Annotated in this window: 19 protein-coding genes and 1 tRNA gene; 4 read left to right on the top strand and 16 right to left on the bottom strand. The window is 57.8% G+C overall.

From position 1 onward, the window contains the following. Positions 1–4 precede the first annotated feature (4 nt). Together SHM7688_RS01420 and SHM7688_RS01415 are read left to right on the top strand one after the other, a co-directional pair. On the top strand, positions 5–388 hold the full coding sequence (locus tag SHM7688_RS01420; protein ID WP_058238247.1) for an ExbD/TolR family protein: 384 nt from the start codon (positions 5–7) through the stop codon (positions 386–388). Then, entirely contained in the window at positions 385–1230 is an 846-nt protein-coding gene (locus SHM7688_RS01415) for an energy transducer TonB family protein (protein ID WP_058238246.1), read from the top strand. The genes SHM7688_RS01420 and SHM7688_RS01415 overlap by 4 nt, the downstream gene beginning before the upstream one ends. A 105-nt stretch (positions 1231–1335) precedes the next feature. Here the strand turns inward: SHM7688_RS01415 and SHM7688_RS01410 are convergent, their stop codons facing one another. Next, positions 1336–2850, bottom strand: coding sequence for an aldehyde dehydrogenase (NADP(+)) (locus SHM7688_RS01410; protein ID WP_058238245.1), 1515 nt, complete (start codon positions 2848–2850; stop codon positions 1336–1338). 126 nt (positions 2851–2976) lie between these two features. Beyond that, positions 2977–3657: a GntR family transcriptional regulator gene (locus tag SHM7688_RS01405; protein WP_058238244.1), complete on the bottom strand. Its 681-nt coding sequence runs from the start codon at positions 3655–3657 to the stop codon at positions 2977–2979. 163 nt (positions 3658–3820) lie between these two features. Between SHM7688_RS01405 and SHM7688_RS01400 the strand changes: the two genes are divergently transcribed. Next, positions 3821–4837 carry an Ldh family oxidoreductase gene (locus SHM7688_RS01400; RefSeq protein WP_058238243.1) on the top strand — a complete coding sequence of 339 codons (1017 nt, stop codon included), beginning with the start codon at positions 3821–3823 and terminating at the stop codon, positions 4835–4837. 57 nt (positions 4838–4894) lie between these two features. On the opposite strand, the gene SHM7688_RS01395 is transcribed toward SHM7688_RS01400, so the two are convergent. The 14 genes from SHM7688_RS01395 to SHM7688_RS01325 form a co-directional block, all read right to left on the bottom strand. Next, positions 4895–5920 carry a trans-3-hydroxy-L-proline dehydratase gene (locus SHM7688_RS01395; RefSeq protein WP_058238242.1) on the bottom strand — a complete coding sequence of 342 codons (1026 nt, stop codon included), beginning with the start codon at positions 5918–5920 and terminating at the stop codon, positions 4895–4897. A gap of 32 nt (positions 5921–5952) precedes the next feature. Next, complete coding sequence (locus SHM7688_RS01390; protein ID WP_058238241.1) at positions 5953–7197, bottom strand: NAD(P)/FAD-dependent oxidoreductase; 1245 nt, start codon at positions 7195–7197, stop codon at positions 5953–5955. 104 nt (positions 7198–7301) lie between these two features. Next, on the bottom strand, positions 7302–8231 hold the full coding sequence (locus SHM7688_RS01385; protein WP_058238240.1) for a 4-hydroxyproline epimerase: 930 nt from the start codon (positions 8229–8231) through the stop codon (positions 7302–7304). Beyond that, positions 8222–9181, bottom strand: a complete 960-nt coding sequence (locus SHM7688_RS01380; RefSeq protein ID WP_058238239.1) for a dihydrodipicolinate synthase family protein — start codon at positions 9179–9181, stop codon at positions 8222–8224. Before SHM7688_RS01380 ends, SHM7688_RS01385 begins: the two co-directional genes overlap by 10 nt. 533 nt (positions 9182–9714) lie before the next feature. Next, positions 9715–11004, bottom strand: a complete 1290-nt coding sequence (locus SHM7688_RS01375) for a TRAP transporter large permease (RefSeq protein WP_058238238.1) — start codon at positions 11002–11004, stop codon at positions 9715–9717. Then, positions 11001–11555: a TRAP transporter small permease gene (locus tag SHM7688_RS01370; RefSeq protein WP_058238237.1), complete on the bottom strand. Its 555-nt coding sequence runs from the start codon at positions 11553–11555 to the stop codon at positions 11001–11003. The genes SHM7688_RS01375 and SHM7688_RS01370 overlap by 4 nt, the downstream gene beginning before the upstream one ends. 82 nt (positions 11556–11637) lie before the next feature. Further along, positions 11638–12636 carry a TRAP transporter substrate-binding protein DctP gene (dctP, locus tag SHM7688_RS01365; RefSeq protein ID WP_058238236.1) on the bottom strand — a complete coding sequence of 333 codons (999 nt, stop codon included), beginning with the start codon at positions 12634–12636 and terminating at the stop codon, positions 11638–11640. 526 nt (positions 12637–13162) lie between these two features. After that, a tRNA-Phe gene (locus tag SHM7688_RS01355) sits at positions 13163–13237 on the bottom strand. A gap of 78 nt (positions 13238–13315) precedes the next feature. After that, positions 13316–13498 (bottom strand): DNA gyrase inhibitor YacG, encoded by a 183-nt coding sequence (locus SHM7688_RS01350; RefSeq protein WP_058238234.1) that lies wholly within the window; start codon positions 13496–13498, stop codon positions 13316–13318. Further along, positions 13495–14529, bottom strand: a complete 1035-nt coding sequence (locus SHM7688_RS01345; RefSeq protein ID WP_058238233.1) for a ribonuclease E/G — start codon at positions 14527–14529, stop codon at positions 13495–13497. The genes SHM7688_RS01350 and SHM7688_RS01345 overlap by 4 nt, the downstream gene beginning before the upstream one ends. A 12-nt stretch (positions 14530–14541) precedes the next feature. Beyond that, on the bottom strand, positions 14542–15117 hold the full coding sequence (locus SHM7688_RS01340) for a Maf family protein (RefSeq protein ID WP_058238232.1): 576 nt from the start codon (positions 15115–15117) through the stop codon (positions 14542–14544). 33 nt (positions 15118–15150) lie between these two features. After that, entirely contained in the window at positions 15151–15369 is a 219-nt protein-coding gene (gene infA / locus SHM7688_RS01335) for a translation initiation factor IF-1 (protein WP_007205486.1), read from the bottom strand. Between the two features lie 197 nt (positions 15370–15566). After that, the gene (locus SHM7688_RS01330; RefSeq protein WP_223229275.1) at positions 15567–16061 is read right to left on the bottom strand and encodes an arsenate-mycothiol transferase ArsC; all 495 of its coding nucleotides are present in this window, start codon (positions 16059–16061) and stop codon (positions 15567–15569) included. Between the two features lie 5 nt (positions 16062–16066). Then, positions 16067–16546 carry a UPF0262 family protein gene (locus SHM7688_RS01325; protein WP_058238230.1) on the bottom strand — a complete coding sequence of 160 codons (480 nt, stop codon included), beginning with the start codon at positions 16544–16546 and terminating at the stop codon, positions 16067–16069. Between the two features lie 163 nt (positions 16547–16709). Here SHM7688_RS01325 and SHM7688_RS01320 point away from each other — a divergent pair, with 163 nt between their 5' ends. Continuing rightward, a complete protein-coding gene (locus SHM7688_RS01320; RefSeq protein WP_058238229.1) occupies positions 16710–17480 on the top strand; it encodes an SDR family oxidoreductase in 771 nt (256 codons plus the stop codon). The last annotated feature ends 215 nt before the right edge of the window (positions 17481–17695 follow it).

Below are 17695 nucleotides of genomic sequence, written 5' to 3'. Positions count from 1 at the left end.
CGCCATGCAGATCGACAAACCCCACAAACGCCCCAAGGGCGAAAGCATCGTTCCGATGATCAATGTGGTGTTTCTGCTTTTGATCTTCTTCTTGATGACGTCCCGCTTGGTGGAGCCAGCGCCATTTAAGGTCACGCCACCAACCGCCGCGTCAGAGAAAAAACCAGAAGCAGAACCGGTGATATTTCTGGACAAGGACGGAACGCTTTCCTTTGAAGGTGCCGAGGCAGAGGCCGCCATTGCAAACGTCAAGGCCATCAGCGGCACCTCCGCTGTCATCCGCCTTCGCGCCGACCAACGTGTGCCCTCGTCGCTGGCGGCGAAAGTTCTCTCTGACCTCGCGGTTGCAGGCTTGTCCAACGTCGAACTGATCGTGGTGCCACAATGAGGCGCGCCATTGAAATAGGTATCTCTGGCGGCATCGCCGTTCTCGTGCATGTCGTGCTCTTTGCCTCCGCTCCAAGCACAGGTGCTGAGGCCGGGGGACAAGGGGGAGACGCCATGGCCGCCATGCAAGGCGCCACCCCGACCATCACAGAAATGGTGCACACCTGGGAACGTCCGCCAGAAACTCAGACCGCTGTAGAAACAGACTTGCCACCGCCGGACGCGGTGCCAGATCTTCCGGAGACACCACAACTGGACACAGTGGCGCCAAGAGCCGCCGTGCGTATTTCATCACTGCAAGAGCCTCCACCAGAGAGCTTTGAGCTGGCCGCTGACATCACCACGCCGCCGCCTCCGCCACCCGAAGAAAAAAAGCCGGAGCCTGAAGCTCCGCCGCCACCGGTGGTACCGCCAAAGCCTGAAAAAGAGGTCACCCAAGCCAAAGTCGCGCAAAAATCTTCCGCAGGTCGGCAGGAAAAACAAGCCGCAGGCAGTGGCGGGAGCACGCAGGCAGGCGACAACGCAAGCGCCGCAGTCGCCACCGCCTCCAAGGGCAAACAGGCGAAGCTAAAGGCGATCTGGGGCGCAAAAATCCGCAGCAGAATTGCGCGTCATCAAAAGTTTCCGCGCGGCGAAACCGGCACATGGCGGGTGACGCTGAAGCTGAAAATTCACCGCGATGGCAGAATTCTGAGTGCGAAAATCATACGGTCTTCCGGCAATCCCAACATTGACCGGGCCGCCATCGCCGCTGTGAAGAACGCCCGCAAAATGCCCAAAGCTCCTAAGAAACTCTCAGGAGAAAGCTTTGGCTTCAACCAGCCGCTGAATTTCACACCTTAACGCGCAGACATCCTCCGCTACGCCTATAAAAACTGTGGCAGCCCCTGAAACCTCACCAAGTGAGATCTCCGAGACCGCCACAGCCGTCAGACAACAGCGCTAAAATCAGGCACCCATTTCCGGCACAAGCGCGTCAGGCAGATTCTGATAGCACACAGGCCGCAGGAAGCGGCGGATCGAAAGCGTACCCACAGAGGTGGCACCAAAGTTGGTGGAGGCCGGGTATGGGCCGCCGTGTACCATCGTGTCTGCCACTTCAACGCCAGTCGGGAACCCATTGGCCAGCAAACGCCCGGCTTTGCGCTCCAGGATCGGCATCAGGCTTTGCGCATCGCCCATATCCGCGTCATCCATATGCAAGGTGCAGGTCAACTGCCCCTGCAGGCTCATCGCCACCGCGCGCGCCTCGTCCATGTCCGTGACCTCAACGACCACGCCAAGCGGGCCAAAGACCTCTTCCGCCAGAGCCTCATTGGCCAACCAGTTCTGAGCTGTGGTCTTATAGAGATATGGCGTCGCATCCCGCAGATCACACACGGAGGTCAACACTTCCTGCACACCGCTGGTGCCCGCAATGCGGCGCTGCCCATCGCGATAGGCCGCGGCAATGCCATCCGTCAGCATGGTCTGCGCGCCCACTTGGCCAAGCGCTTCTTGAGCCGCTGCGACAAAAGCATCCGCCTCAGCACCCGCTTTGACAATCGCAATGCCCGGATTGGTGCAGAACTGCCCCGCCCCCATGGACAGCGAACCGGCCCAGCCCGCACCGATCTCTGCACCGCGATTGCTCAGGGCGTGATCGAGAATGAACATCGGGTTGACCGACCCCAGCTCACCAAAGAAGGGAATTGGTTCTGGGCGCTGTGCACAGAGGTCAAACAACGCACGGCCACCCGCCAGCGAGCCGGTGAAGCCCACAGCCTTGATCAGAGGGTGTTGCACCAGCGCGGAGCCAACCGCGCGATTGCCACCCTGAATCAGGCTGAAGACGCCGGGATCAACATTACAGCGCGCAATCGCCGCATGGATCGCTTCTGCGATGATTTCCCCCGTGCCGGGATGCGCAGAGTGGCCTTTGACAACAACAGGACAGCCCGCCGCCAGCGCGGCAGCCGTATCACCACCGGCGGTGGAGAAGGCCAGTGGGAAGTTAGAGGCTCCAAAAACAGCCACAGGGCCAATCGGGCGCTGCACCATTTTCAGATCGGGCCGCGGCAGAGGGGCGCGCTCCGGCAGAGCTTCATCGTGACGGCGATCCAGATAGTCCCCCTGCAAGATGTGGCTGGCAAACAAGCGCAGCTGCCCGGTGGTACGGCCCCGTTCACCCTGCAACCGCGCTTCTGGCAGGCCAGTTTCCTGCGTGCCAATCTCGGTGATGGCCTCCGCACGTGCTTCGATTTCATCCGCGATGGCATTCAGGAAGGCGGCGCGCGCGTCACGGGAAGAATAGCCATAGCTCCAGAAAGCTTTTTCCGCCGCCTGCACGGCGGCATCAACATCCTCCACGCTGCCCGCTGCATACTCATGGCTGGGACCATGCGCCGGGCTGGATGCGAAGTTTTGTGCACCGGCCACCCAATTGCCGGCGATCAGGTGTTTTCCGTGAGGTTTGAAAGACATAGACTTGGTTCCATTGGTAAGGATCTCAGTTATGGATATTGTATCCAATTCAAGAGGCCCTGGCAAGCATGACAGATGCCCCATCCGCTCCTTTGGCACCGGCGCTAAAACACTAATGCCCCGAGGCTAAGCCTCTTCGGCTTTGCGTTGCGCCGCAATCATCTCAAGCAATTCTGACTTGGTACGCGTGATATGATGCACCAGAAGATCACAGGCCCCCTCCACATCCCCGGCCCGCGCGAGAGTCAACAAATTGCGATGCTCCACCTGTGCCGGTTCGCGTTGCTCCATCACGCTGAGATGGATACGCACATAGCGGTCAGAATGCACATTCAAGCGCGCCAGCATCTCTTCCGAAAGCCGCCGTCCTGCCGCACTGTAAAGCGCACAGTGATAATCATAGTTGAGCTTACCCCAGCGTGACACGTCATCCTCTTGATAAGACTCATCCATCGCCGCAATAATCTCTTCACAGCGCTGAAACTCCGCCTCCCCCATCTCCGGGATGGCATGCCGGAACAAATCCACTTCCAGCAGCACCCTGAGATCAAAGATCTCGCCAATCTCGCGCAGGGAATGCTTCATCACATAGCCGCCGCGATTGTTCTCCCAATGCACAAGCCCTTCCGCACTCAGCCGCTTGAGCGCCTCGCGTACCGGCATGCGGGACACATCGTACTCATCCGCCAAAAGTTCCTGACGAATGGCTTCACCCTCTTTGAGATCTCCACTGAGAATGCGCTCGCGCAAATCATTGGTGATCAGTTCGGGCAAGCTTTGTTTTACGACGGCGCGTTTGGCTGGCATGCAAGTTTTCGCTTTTGTATTTTGGATGCAATATGCTCGACCAAAGTGATACACTGATAACATTGGCAAAAAAACCTGAAATCTGGATTGCCGCAATAGACTGGTTTTTGTATCCAATATCCTAAACGACCAACCCTTTGCAAAACATGACCGGGAATCCCTGATGAGCGCGATGAAACAACTCAAATTGGACGACATAAAAACGCTCTGTCAGGATGTCCTGACATCTGTGGGCTATGGCCCTGAGCACGCCGAAGCCATCACAGACATGCTCTACCGCTGCCAGCTTGATGATTGCCAGTCCCACGGCCTTTTCCGCCTGTTTATGTGTGCCCAGACCATGCAGGTCGGACAGATTGACGGCCATGTCCTGCCCGCCCTCACAGAAACAGACAATGCCATCGTGCGCGTAGATGCCAAGGGCGGCATGTCTCTTCTCGCTTTCGAAAAGGCCCTGCCCGCGCTGATCGAGAAAACCCGCAAACATGGCATGGCCGCCATGGCGATCAACAACTGCTTCCACTTCTCCGCGCTCTGGCCCGAAGTGGAACGCCTCTCAAATGCTGGCCTCGCCGGTCTGGCCATGGTGCCAAGCCACGCATGGGTGGCCCCTGCGGGCGGCACGCGCGGCAGCCTTGGCACCAATCCAATCGCCTTTTCTTGGCCCCGTATCGGCAAAGATCCGTTTACATTTGATTTCGCCACAAGCGGCTTTGCCCGTGGCGAGATCGAACTCTATCGGCGCGCAGGCAAACCGCTGCCCGAAGGTGTGGCCATCGACAAAGACGGCAAGCCGACAACCGATGCACAGGCCGCCATGGATGGCGCCATGCTCACCTTTGGCAGCTACAAAGGCTCTGCCTTGTCGATCATGGTCGAATTGCTTGCCGGCCCGTTGATTGATGATCTGACCAGCATGGAAAGCATGGCCTTCGCCAATGGCGCTGGCGGCGCGCCCTACCACGGGGAAATCCTGCTCGCCTTTGACCCAGAGCATTTCAGCAATGGCCGCGTGGCCGACAATGACGCGCGCGCCGAACGCCTGTTTGCGGACATCGTCGATCAGGGCGCGCGCCTGCCATCGCAACGTCGCTTTGCCGCCCGCGCCCGCAATCTGGAGCGTGGCTATGTCGAGGTGCCAGAGGCGCTGTATGAAGACCTCTTGAAGCTAAAAGCCTGACCCCAAAACAAAAACGCCCGGCCAAAAGCCGGGCGTTTTCTTTCTGTGCTCTTTTGCTTACGCACCCCATGTATCGCGCAGACGGTATCCACCAGGCCAGGGATCAGAAGGATCCAGCATATGCTGGTGAATGCCCGTGACCCAACCACGGCCGGAAATCTCCGGAATGATCGCAGGCTGATCACCCACGGTTGTTGTTTCCAGAATGCGCCCGGTGAACCGCGATCCGATGATGGACACGGCCTCAAAGGTCTGCCCCTGCTGCATCTGCCCACGCGCAGCCATCAAAGCCATCCGCGCCGACACCGCTGTGCCCGTTGGCGACCGGTCCACCTTGCCCGGCTGAATGGCCACCGCCGACTTACCAGTCAGCCCAGCTTCTGTCTCACTCAGAGGGCCGCAGAACGCACAGAAGGAAATATGCTTCCAATCCGGGTTTTCAGGATGATGGAACCCAAGCTGTTCATTGGCGGCATTGGTGATCTTCACCCCAAGCTGCGCAATGTCCTTGGCTTCGCTTTCCACAATATCAAACCCCAGCGCCTGAGCGTCCACCACCACAAAGCTGTCACCGCCATAGGCCGTGTCCACCGTGATTTTGCCCAGGCCCTCCACGTCCAGGGACATATCAAGCTGCCCTGCAAAACTGGGAAGGTTCTGCACAAAAATGCGCTCTGCCTTGCCATCCTTGCATTCGGCACGCACCCGCACCAGACCGCCCGGCGCTTCCAGCGTCATATGGGTGACAGGCTCCTGCATCGGGATCAGCCCGCCGTCCAAAAGCACTGTTGACACGCAGATCGAGTTAGACCCGGACATGGGTGGCGTATCCTCAGGCTCCATAATGATCCATGCGGCATCCGCCTCAGGATGTTTTGGCGGCACAAGCAGGTTCACATGCCGGAACACCCCGCCGCGCGGCTCGTTCAGTACAAAATTGCGCAAAGTCTGATCTTCTGCAATGAACCGGCGCTGCTCCCACAGCGTCTCCCCCGGAGGCGGCATCACGCCCCCTACGATCACATCGCCAACCTCTCCTTCCGCATGAGCGGAAATCACGTGGATTGTCTTGCTGCTGCGCATGCTGCGTCCTCTAGTTCCTTGGTGGTTTGCGCTTAAAACCGCGTCGCGGCAAAAGCGGACATGTCAATTTTCGCGGGGCTGTCACTCAACAGATCAGCCACAAGCTCTGCCGTCCCCGCCGACTGGGTCAGCCCCAGATGCCCATGCCCAAAGGCATAGACCACCTGCGGTGCCTGTGGCGCACGATCAATCACCGGCAAGCTGTCTGGCAAGGACGGACGGAAACCCATCCACTGCGTGCCGCCAGAGGTCTCAAGCGCGGGCGCAAATTGTTTCACCTTCGCCAAAAGTGTATCCGCACGCTTATAATTTGGGGCCAGTTCCAGACCGCCAAGCTCAACCGCGCCGCCAACACGCACGCCGCCATTGATCCGCGTCATTACAAACCCATGCCCACCAAAGGTCACATGGGTGCGCAGATCAAAGGCCCCTTCCGGCAGGGTCGTATTGTAGCCGCGCTCCGTTTCCAGCGGGATCTTATCGCCAAGCTGCGCTGCCAGTTTGTGAGACCAGGCCCCGGCACAGATCACAAGCGTTCCCGCCATGATCTCCCCCGCCGCACTGCTCAGGCGCAGCTGACCGTCCAGTGGCGTGACCTGCGTGATCTCCGCTCGTCGAATTTTGCCGCCCCTCGCCTCAAACTCGGCCGCCAGATGGCGCGTCCAGGCTGCCGGATCAATGGTATTCATCCACGTCGGCGTATAGCCTGCATAGGTGAACTGGCGGCTCAAGCCCGGTTGAATTTCCGCAATCTCATCAGGGCTCTTGAGCAGATCAAAAGGAATGCCGTGCTCTTTGCGCAGCTGCCATGACGACTGACTCGCCCGAAACTCGGCCTCAGATTCATAGAGCATGATCTGACCATCACGCTGCATCATCGGCTCACCATCTACCGCCGCAATCTGCCGCTCCAGCGCCGCGCGGCTGAAATCCATCATGGCGGACTGCGCCGACAGTGACGCCATATAGCGGTCTTTCCAGCTCGCCCTCCAGAACCGCAGCATCCAGGGCGCAATCTTCACCGCATAGCTTGGTGGGATCGACAGCGGGCCCAGCGGGTCAAACAGCCATTTGGGCGCCTTGCGCATAATGCCCGGCGTGGCCAGCGGCACGATGTCGGTATAGGCAAACGCGCCCGCATTGCCCTTGGAGGTTTCTTCAGCCACCCCCACGCGGTCAATCACGGTGACAGAGCGCCCACGGCTCTGCAGCTCAAGTGCCGCGCTGATACCGACGATCCCCGCACCAATGACCACAATGTCCAAAACGTCCGACATCTCATCCCCCTGAAGGTCGCTCCCCCGCTGGCAGAGGAGGCCGCTTACATAAAATCAGGCGCATTGCGCCTTATCGCTGCATCGCAACAATAAGGCGAAACGCTTTAGTAAATACCCAGCTTGAAAGGGTCTTCAGCCCCAAAGATCAACTGACCTTCGGCCATCACAAAGGCCTGCCCAGTGATGGTCGGGATCACGCCCCCACTTGGGCCGGGTTGATAAGACAAGCGATAGGGGCTGCCAATGACGCTCTCCTGAATGATCTCTTCACCCGGGGCCAGTCGCCCTGCCGCCGCCAGACAAGCCAGCCGCGCCGAACTGCCGGTGCCGCAGGGCGACCGGTCATATTCATCATCCGGACACAGAACAAAGTTGCGGCTGTGCACATCGGCATTGGACGATGTGCCCTGAAAGACCACGTGATCCACAAGCTCCCCGTTTTCGCCGCACACCCCCTGCGCCACACAGGCCTCGCGCACCGCGATGGTCATATCTGTCAACGCACGGATATTGGTACTATCCACCGCCATCGGGCTGGGATCCACGATGAAGAACCAGTTGCCACCATAGGCAAGGTCGCCCGTCACAGAACCATAGCCTGCCACATCCACAGTGACATCGGCCCTGATACGGCGGCTTTCCACATTGGTGACACGCACCGTATTGGCATCCAGCACATCAATGGAGATCACGCCAACCGGCGTTTCAATCCGATGGGTGCCCACGCCGATCCGCCCCATATGAGCCAGCGTCACACCCAGGCCAATGGTGCCATGACCACACATGCCAAGCACCGCATCGGCATCAAAATAGATCACACCCACTTCACAGGTCGGATCCTGTGGCGCAACAAGCAGCGCCCCCACCATCCCCGGTTGGCCACGCGGCTCCAGAAGAATGGATTTGTAAAAGCCTTCATGATCCGTCGCCAAAGCACGCGCCTGATCGGCCAACGGCCCAGACCCAAGGTCCGGACCGCCATCAAGGATCACCCGTGTGGGCATCCCACCTGTGTGACTGTCAATCACATGCATTCAGCGATCACTCCGCCCTGCTTGCTCCAGTCCGCAAACCAGTTGCGGAACAGGCTGTACTGTTGTTCGCAATAGTTGCGCTGCGCATCAGACAAAACATCGGTTTCGTTGAAGTGCAGACGATATTCTTCCTCGCCATTCAGAACGAGAAGATACTTGTAGTAGAGCACCAGATCGGTGCCTTCGTCAAAGCTTGAAAGCACACCAAAAGCCTCTTCCAGCTCCTGTGCACGCTTCCGCGCTTCCGCATGGCCCTGCGCGGCTTTCTGCGACAGCGCCGCCAACAGAAGTGCTTCTTTTGGCAGGGCCGTACCAATGCCCGTGATGGAACCGGTCGCGCCACAGTTGACGAAACCATGGTACACTTCCGTATCCACACCCACCATCAGGGTCACCTGATCGTCCTGGCTTGTGATGTGCTCCGCCGCATAGCGCAGATCGTCTTTGCCGCCAAACTCTTTGAAGCCCACAAGGTTCTTATGCTCCGCACGCAGCGCAAAGAACAGCTCCGCGCGGGTGGCAAAACCGTAAACCGGGCTGTTGTAGATGATCGCAGGCACATCTGGAGCCGCTTCAAGGATGGCTTTGAAGTGGTTCTTCTGCGCCGCAATGGACGTGCCGCGAGACAACACGCGCGGGATCACCATGAGACCCGCCGCACCCACTTTCTGGGCATGGGCCGCATGAGCCGCTGCAGATTTGGAGTTGATCGCGCCCGTGCCGACCACAACCGGAATACCTGCCTCCACCAGACGCGCCACGCCGGTCATGCGCTCTTCGTCAGACAGCAGAGGCCAGTCACCCATCGAGCCACAATACACCACAGCGGACATGCCCGCGGCGATCATTTCATGCCCCTTCTTCACCAGCGCATCATAGTCTGGCGTACGGTCTTCCTTACAAGGGGTCATCAGGGCTGGCATCGTGCCCGCGAAAATGGTGTTCGACATGGGAACTCCTGTCTAAAGGGGGCACATGGCCCTGAACATGATCGGATAAGGAGGAGAGCCCTCCGAGGGTGACTTCTAAAAAACCGCGCAAAACTTTACACTTAGAGCAGAAGGCACCCTGCTTCTCCCTTCAAGTACAATAATTGGATCCAAAATCCAATAAGATTTTTGAGCAGACCGCAGAAAGTTTATCAGGCCCACACCATCGCCACGCCCGAGCCAAGGAGCCAACACGCACACGCATAGCGGAGATGCAGACTATCATCTTCTCGCGCTCAAAAATTGGGCGTAGTGGGTCTCCTCGGGCCCACCGATGATATCAAACAAGGAGAATCACAATGACCAAGAAAATGCTCGGCGCACTGGAATACGCAGGCTTTGTCGCCGCAGGCATGGCCATGATCGCGGCGGTCACCATCCTGACCCATTCATGACGGGCACCTCCACAACAACCCCAAAAACACCGCTCCCAAAACGATAAAAGCCGGCGCATAAACGCCGGCTTTTGTTATTTTTAGATCAGGTCTCGAGTCTTAGCCCAGAAGCAACTCCGGCAACCACAACGCCAGAGAGGGCACAAATGTGGTCAACATCAGCGTCGGCAACCAGGCAAACACGATGAAAATCAGAGTGGGCCAGAGCATCTTCGCAACCGGCGTGTCTGTCACCTGCGACCCCAGATAGAGCAAAGGCGCGGTAGGCGGCGTGATGTTTGCCATGCCAAGGTTCACCCCAATCACAGCGGCAAAATGGATCGGATCCATCCCCACGCTCTGTGCAATTGGCAGCAAGATAGGCGTGGAGAGCAGCAGACCGGAAATATCATCCATCAGCATGCCAATCAGGATCATCACCACATTGATCATCAACAGGATCACAATCGGATTGTCAGAAACCGAATACACCATATCCTTGGCAATCCGCGGCGCGCCCTGCGCGATCAGATTGTCAGAGACAATCACAACCATGAAAATCATGACCATCACCACACCAATGGTGATGCCAGACTGCTGAATGGTCTGCGCCAGCGTTTTCCATGTCAGCCCCCGATAAAAGTAAATCGCCACAGGAATGGCATAGACCACGGCAATCCCGGCAGCTTCGGTGGGCGTCATGACACCACCGTAAATGCCGCCCAGAATGATGATCGGCATCATCAATGCCGGGCCAGCCACACGCCCCTGCGCTTTAAGCGCGGGCATAAAGGGGTCTGGCCGCTCTTTCAGTTCGATATTGTCATATTTACGCAGCATGAACTGGTTGGTGATGATCAGCAGCGTGATCAAAATCAGTGCGGGGATCACCGTAGACAGGAAGCATTTCAGAACGTGCTGCTGCGCCACCCAGCCATACAGAATGTGAGAGGAACTGGGCGGGATCAAAAGCCCCAGAGGACTCGCCGAGACCAAAAGCGCCGCCGATTGCCCTGCCGGATAATTCGCCCGCTTCAGATGCGGCATCATAATGCCGCCGATACAAGTCAGCGTGGCATTTGCCGCCCCGGAGATCGATCCAAACACCCCACAGGCCAGAACAGCCGCAGCCGCAAGCCCGCCCTTCAAATGGCCAATGAACAATTCGGCAAGGGCAACCAGAGGCGCCGCGATCCGGCCCTTCTCCATCACACCGCCCGCAATCATGAACAGCGGAATCGCCAGCAGAACCAGAGAGCGGATCCCCGTGGATCCCGTAGGCAGATAGCCAGAGATCGACTGATCCCCAACCACAGCGATAAAGGCCAGCACAGCCCCAAAGGCCACATAAACACTGACGCCAAGCAACAGCATGACGCAGACGATAATCAGACTTCCAACGATGATCATTGTGTGGCCTCTTCAGAGCGTTCCGACTTCAATGGCAAGCCAAGGCCCTTGCGGATATGGACATAGAGATAGGCAGCGGAGAACATCGACATGAAGCCAAAGGCAATCATGATCGCGATGCGCCAGGACACAAACGGAATGCGCAAAGCAGGTGTCGAGCGGAACCGCGGAAAGGAGAAATCATCCGCAAGCGAGACATAGCAGGCATATATGATAAACAGGGTCACAGCCAATTCGATGGTCAGGACAACAAACCCCCTCCACCAGCTCAGGCGGGGGTTGGTAATCACGATCCCAAGAATGTCGGCATTGATATGCAACTTGCGCTCAGACGCCAGCACGGCTCCGGCAAAAAAGCCCACAATGCTGAAAGCCAGAAGCCATTCCTCATAAGCAAAAAGATCCCCGCTAAACCCATAGCGGATGATCACAACAAGCCCAAAAGTCACGGCCATCAAAAGACCTGAAATGGTCACGATAATCTTCATAAGTATCATAGCCCATTTCATGGGCAGCCCGATCACTCTGGGCAGTTCCTCTGTGATGTTCATTCTGCGCGCCTCTTTTGCGTCACGTTAGCTTGTCGCTGAATACAGGTTGGGCCGGTGGAGACCACCGGCCCAGCTAAGGCAATTATTTGCCAGCAGCAAGCAGACGATCCATCACGTCTTTGCCAACGGAGCCTTCCATGGTTGGCCAGATGTTGGTGCGCACATGCTCAACCATGGCCGCCTGCTCTTCGTCGTTGAGCTTCAGGATGGTGTAGCCGCTGTCGACCAGCTTCTGCTCAAATACAGAGTCATTCTCACGGTTGTATGCGAAGAAATCGTCAGAGGCTTTCTTCATCGCGGCTTCGATCACAGCACGCTGCTCGTCGTTCAGCTTCGCCAGAGTCCGCTCAGAACCGTAGTAGAAGGTCTGCTCAGGAATGGTGTTGTACTGGATGAAGTGGCTGCCCACATCGGATTTCGCGAAGATGGAATAGGTCGCGGTCTTGGTGCAGCAGATCGCGCCATCCACGATGCCAGACTGCAGCGCAGGGAAGATGTCGCCCCATGCCATGGTGGTCGCCTGGAAGCCAAAGCTTTCGATCATTTCTTTCAGAACAGCAGAAGACCAAACACGGATGTTCATGCCTTTGTCTTCCAGAGTGTTCCAGTTCTTAGGCTCTTTGGTGGCCACGATGCCGACAAAACCCTCTGGGTTGCCCGCAATCACGTTGACGCCATATTCGTCGGTGATTTCCTGCAGGATCTTGCTGAACTCAGACTCAGGGTTGCGCATCACGCTGTCCATATCGTCCCAGCCGCTCACAAGGAAAGGCATGGACAGGAATTCCAGACGTGGGTCAGTGTCAGAATAGATGAACGCAGAGGCGAAATCGATGTTGCCGCGTGCCACGTCTTCAAAAAGCGCCTCACCGGAGCCCAGCTGGTTGGCTGGGAATACGGTCATGTTCAGGCCAACACCCGCCGCGTTCACGTCTGCAGCCACCTGTTCCATCATTTTGGTGCCCTGGTGATCAATCGGGAACACGCCCGCAAACCGCAGGTCGATGTCAGCAGCAAACGCAGCGGTGCTGGTCAGCATGGCGAGCGCACCAGCTGCCGCGGTTTTCATCAGAAGTTTCATTATCAACGTCTCCAAGTTGTGAGATTTTGGGTCGGCTGCCAAAGGCACCCTTTTGGTGTGCGGCAAAGCTAAAGCCCTGCGCGCAAAGTATTGGGATCTGAACAGAAAGGAGGAGTCTCGCCCCGCAAACGCGCAAAAGCCCCCTGCGCAACAGCGTAAAACCATACATCTGCCGCACCCTCCCTACAGCATCTGTCAGGCTTGTAGAATAATTGTATCCAAAATCCAATAGTAAATTCACGCAGCGTCTCCAAACCAGCGTTTTGGCAACTCCATTTTCGTGGATTTCGTGGCGAGGACCTGCCGTAAGTTTCTGACCCTAAGATCGAATCTCACGAACCTGCAGGAGGCCTGGCAGCGCATACGCGCTCGCTTCTGACGCCTTTTGGAGAGGAACTCAACATACCTTGAACGATACAGCCCAAATCCGCCCTCAGAAAACCAAAGCACCCCCACAAAAAAACGCACCAGCCCACGCAGCATGGGGAAGGCACATTTACCAAGGCATTCTTATGTTTTGTAAAAATGGTGCCCGGGGGCGGAATCGAACCACCGACACGAGGATTTTCAATCCACTGCTCTACCCCTGAGCTACCCGGGCACGGGAAGGCGTCTCGCCTTGGGTGGGGTGCTTCTATGTCAGCCAATCAGGGCTGTCCAGAGGAAAAAGACAAAAAAGTCAGTGCAACTGCGAAGTTTGTTTTTCCATCTCTTCCAGAGCCTCAATCGCCTCCTCCGGATCCTGCGATGGCACCGCGTACTCTCCGCCAAACCACTTGCCCAGATCAATGTCTGCACAGCGTTTGGAACAGAACGGACGATAGGACTGCACCGTCGCCTTCTTACAGATCGGACAGCTCATTTCAGCACCTCACTCAGCGCAGGACGCGCGTTTTTGCGCTGCAGCTCATAATGGCCAAGCGGTGTCCACCCCACCAGAGTGGTGTCGATCACATCGCGCTTAAACGCCGCCCGCAATGCAGTTTCAAATCCGCGACGGTCTTTCTTCGCCATAGGGGCCAGATCCAGCACAATCTGCCCACCAAGCCCGCGCACCCGCAACGCCCGCGGCAGGGCTTTGGCCAGAGCAAAATTCGCCTTGGTGCCTGCCGCTGGCGAGGTATCCCGGCCTGTGTTCACATCCACAGCCACCAACGCGCGGGTGGGTTCCACATACATATATGCGCCGCCCTCAAGCGTGACCTGCGCCCCCTGCGCCATCTCAATCGCATCCAGCACACCGTGGGTTTCAAAACTTCCCGCCTCGGTCACCACCTCCGCAGGTTCAGACCAGTCGCGCCAGGCAGAGACATGCGGGCCATCGCCCTCAGAGAGCATTTCTGCATCTCCCTCACCATCCGCCATCACTGCCTCATAAAGGTCCAGCATCGCGCGAATATCCTCAGCAATTTCTTCCGCGTCCGCCCCATCGCAGGCCGACCGCAGAATCAGCCCGAGATTGGCATCCGCCAGCAGCCCTCCGGCCTCCGCATGGGCAATCGCCAAAAGCGCATCGCGCGTATCATCATCGCGGATCGACCGGCTGACATTCACCCCCGGCGCACCCGGGGTCACAATCACATAGCGACTCTTGAAAAGCACCTTCTGGGTCACCGGTATCGCCTTACCGGGTTCGGCAAATCCCGTGACCTGAACCAGCATGCGATCGCCCGGAGCCAGGCCCTTTACCTGCCGCAGGAAAGCCATGCCATCTGGTGTTTTCAGAAACATCCCCCCCTGTCCTTTGACAGGGCGATCTGCAATCGCGCGATAGATGGTGCCGACACGCGGCGCATCGCCCTCAATCAACAGATCGTCAAGCAAGCCATCCACCATAAGTGCTGCGGCCTCGCGCCCATTGATATGGTCGAGAATGATCTGACGCCCCTTCATCTGCGCGCTCCTTTAATCTGTTGTGTAAAGCGGATAGCCTGCGGCCTGCAAAAGCCCTGCGGTCTCTGCCACCGGCAACCCGACAATGCCGGTAAAGGATCCGGAGATCCACGGAATAAAGGCCCCGGCAGGCCCCTGAATGGCATAGCCGCCTGCCTTGCCCTGCCAGTCACCTGTGGCAAGATAGGCATTGAGTTCCGCATTGGAGAGCCGCTTCATTTTCACGTCACTCACCACATCGCGCTGCCACAGCCGATCGCCACGTTTCACCGCCACCGCTGTGATCACCCGATGCCGACGCCCTGACAGCGCCATGAGGAAGGCCGCAGCCTCCGCCGCATCCGCCGGTTTCCCCATAATACGCCGCCCAAGCGCCACAGTGGTATCCGCACAGAGCACAATATCGTCAGGGGCAGCGAGAACAGCCGCCGCCTTTTCATGAGCGATGCGCACACAATAAGGGCGCGGCAATTCGTTTTTATGGGGGTCTTCATTGATATCGGGCGGGCGGACCTCATCCGCCACAACCCCAATCTGTGCCAGCAATTCCCGGCGGCGCGGACTGCCTGAGCCCAAGATCAATTTCATCCCGGACCTCGTCATTTCTGCCCGCGCAAATGCTTATTTAAAGCGGTAGTTGATCCGACCTTTGGTCAGATCGTAAGGGGTCATCTCGACTTGAACCTTGTCGCCAGCCAGAACACGGATGCGGTTCTTGCGCATCTTCCCTGCCGTATGTGCGATGATCTCATGGCCGTTTTCCAGCTCGACCCGAAACGTCGCATTTGGCAGGAGTTCCTTCACGACACCGGGAAATTCGAGCAGTTCTTCCTTCGCCATGGTCTCTCCTTTGGTTTGCTCCCGCAGCATTCTGCAGGATGTGCGCCTAAATGAGGGCTTTCTCCCTTTTTTTCAAGGTCCAATAACAAAAGAACCCGAATTATCCGGAGAATTGCCACAGGGACGCACATTCCGCGCCCAGCAAGGGAGGGTATCTTCCTGTCATAGCGCGCTCGTAAAGCGCGTGCTCACGCGCGTTATTGTGAGGCAATCGGCAGGCCCCAGCGTGCTTCCAGATAGGCCACGATCTCATCACGCGCCGTGCGATAGGCCGCCAGCTTGGCCTCACGCGCATCTCCGGCCTGTGCGCCACTTGGATCAGAGACCGGCCAAAATTCCAGATCAAGATGGTCAAAGCGGGTGAGCTTTTCGGCTTCAGCGCGACTCGCCGGTGTCAGCGCCACCACCATGTCAAAGCTGGACATCTCATCCCCGCGCTTTTCCATCTCCTCAAAGCTACGGGTACGGTGGCGATCAAGTTCCACGCCAATTTCCGCACAGACGGCGATGGCAAAGCCATCAATATCCAGATCACTCCGGATACCCGCGGATTGCACATAGACATCGTGGCCGTAGAATTTTTTCATGATGCCCTCAGCCATGGGCGAGCGTACGGCGTTCTGATCACAGCAAAACAGAATCGATTGGGGCAATGGCTGAGACTGAAGCTGCGTTTGACCCTCCCCTGACACGCGCCTCACCCTCCGAAATGCAGAACGCAAATCAGCGTGAACAGGCGACGGGCCGTATCCGTATCCACCTCTGCCTTGCCTTCCAGCCGCTCCTGCAACACCCGCGCGCCTTCGTTGTGGATCCCACGCCGCGCCATGTCGATGGTTTCAATTTGGCTCGGCGGCAAGTTTTTCACCGCATCAAAATAGCTCTCACAGATGGCCCAGTAGTCCTTTACCACTTGGCGGAAAGGCGACAGGCTCAGATGAAACTCCGCCGCTTTCTCGCCACCTTCAGAGGCCACATCAAACACCAAGCGCCGGTCACGAATGGCCAAATCCACAGAAAACGGCCCCTCCGGCACCACACGATCATCGCGCCTGGGCAAGGAAAAACTATTGTCTTCCAGCAGATCAAAAATGGCCACTTTACGCTCCTGATCAATCTCAGGCGTCGGCGGCGGCAGGTTTCGGTCATCGATCTGAATGTGGCTGATCCGGGACATGGCTGTCTCTTAAAGAATTGCGATACCCCATGACTAACGCAGCCAGCGCAAGCTTGTCCATGCGGCACGCCGCGTCTGATGCAGGATCCGCGCAACGTTGCCAATTGACAGCCCCATCTGATCCGCGCCAGATCGAACACCACAGCAACAGGAGCCAAAGACCATGCCACAGCCCCTCCCCTGTTTCGACCTGTCCGGTCAAAACGCCCTGATCACCGGCAGCACCGATGGGCTGGGCCGCGCCGCCGCAGAGCTTCTGGCACAGGCGGGCGCACATGTCTGGATCAATGGCCGCACAGAGACCCACTGTCAGGACATCGCCAAGACACTCACAGACGCGGGCCAAACAGCGCATGCGCTGCCCTTTGACGTCACTGATCACAGCGCCCGAGCGGAGGCTTTCAAAATACTCGCAGAGCACGGCGGCCTCGACATTCTGGTCAACAACGTGGGCCTGCGCGACCGCCGGGCGCTGCCGGCGTTTACACATGCGGATCTCACCCGCATGATGGATGTGGATCTCATCGCCCCTTTCCAACTCTGCCAAATGGCCGCAACACAGATGGCCACCAAGGGCTATGGACGCATCGTCAACATTTCCTCCATTGCCGGGCTGATCGCTCAGGCTGGCGATGCTGCCTATACCGCTGCCAAAGCGGGCCTCAACGGCATGACAAAGGCCCTCGCCGCAGAGCTCGGCACCGATGGCATCAACGTCAACGCCATCGCGCCGGGCTTTTTCAAAACCACCCCCAATGCGGAAGCGGCCAAAGATCCTGCGCTGGCCAGAAAACTGGAAAATGCCACATCTCTCAAACGCTGGGGCGCTCCAGAAGAGCTTGCCCCCGCCATCCTCTTTCTCGCCAGCCCCGCCGCCAGTTATGTGACCGGGCAAATCTGGGCGGTGGATGGCGGTTATACCAGCCACTACTGATCCGCCCCAAGGCCAAGCACCTTTATGCCTTCGGCGAGGATATTTGGGGTCAAATGAAGTAAGGCTTTGTTAACCAAGCGCGCAAACAATACCCCCTGCGGTACAGGCAGGGATGCCGATGGCCGCGTCAAGTGAAGCGCCCTGGTCTGAGAGGACCGGGGCGTCCTTCATTTGACCCTAAATATCCTGGGGAGTCACAGCCTGCTGTGACGGGG

It is taken from the genome of Shimia marina, assembly GCF_001458175.1.
GTDB classification, from domain to species: domain Bacteria; phylum Pseudomonadota; class Alphaproteobacteria; order Rhodobacterales; family Rhodobacteraceae; genus Shimia; species Shimia marina.
This window is presented reverse-complemented; position numbering and strand designations above follow the sequence as displayed.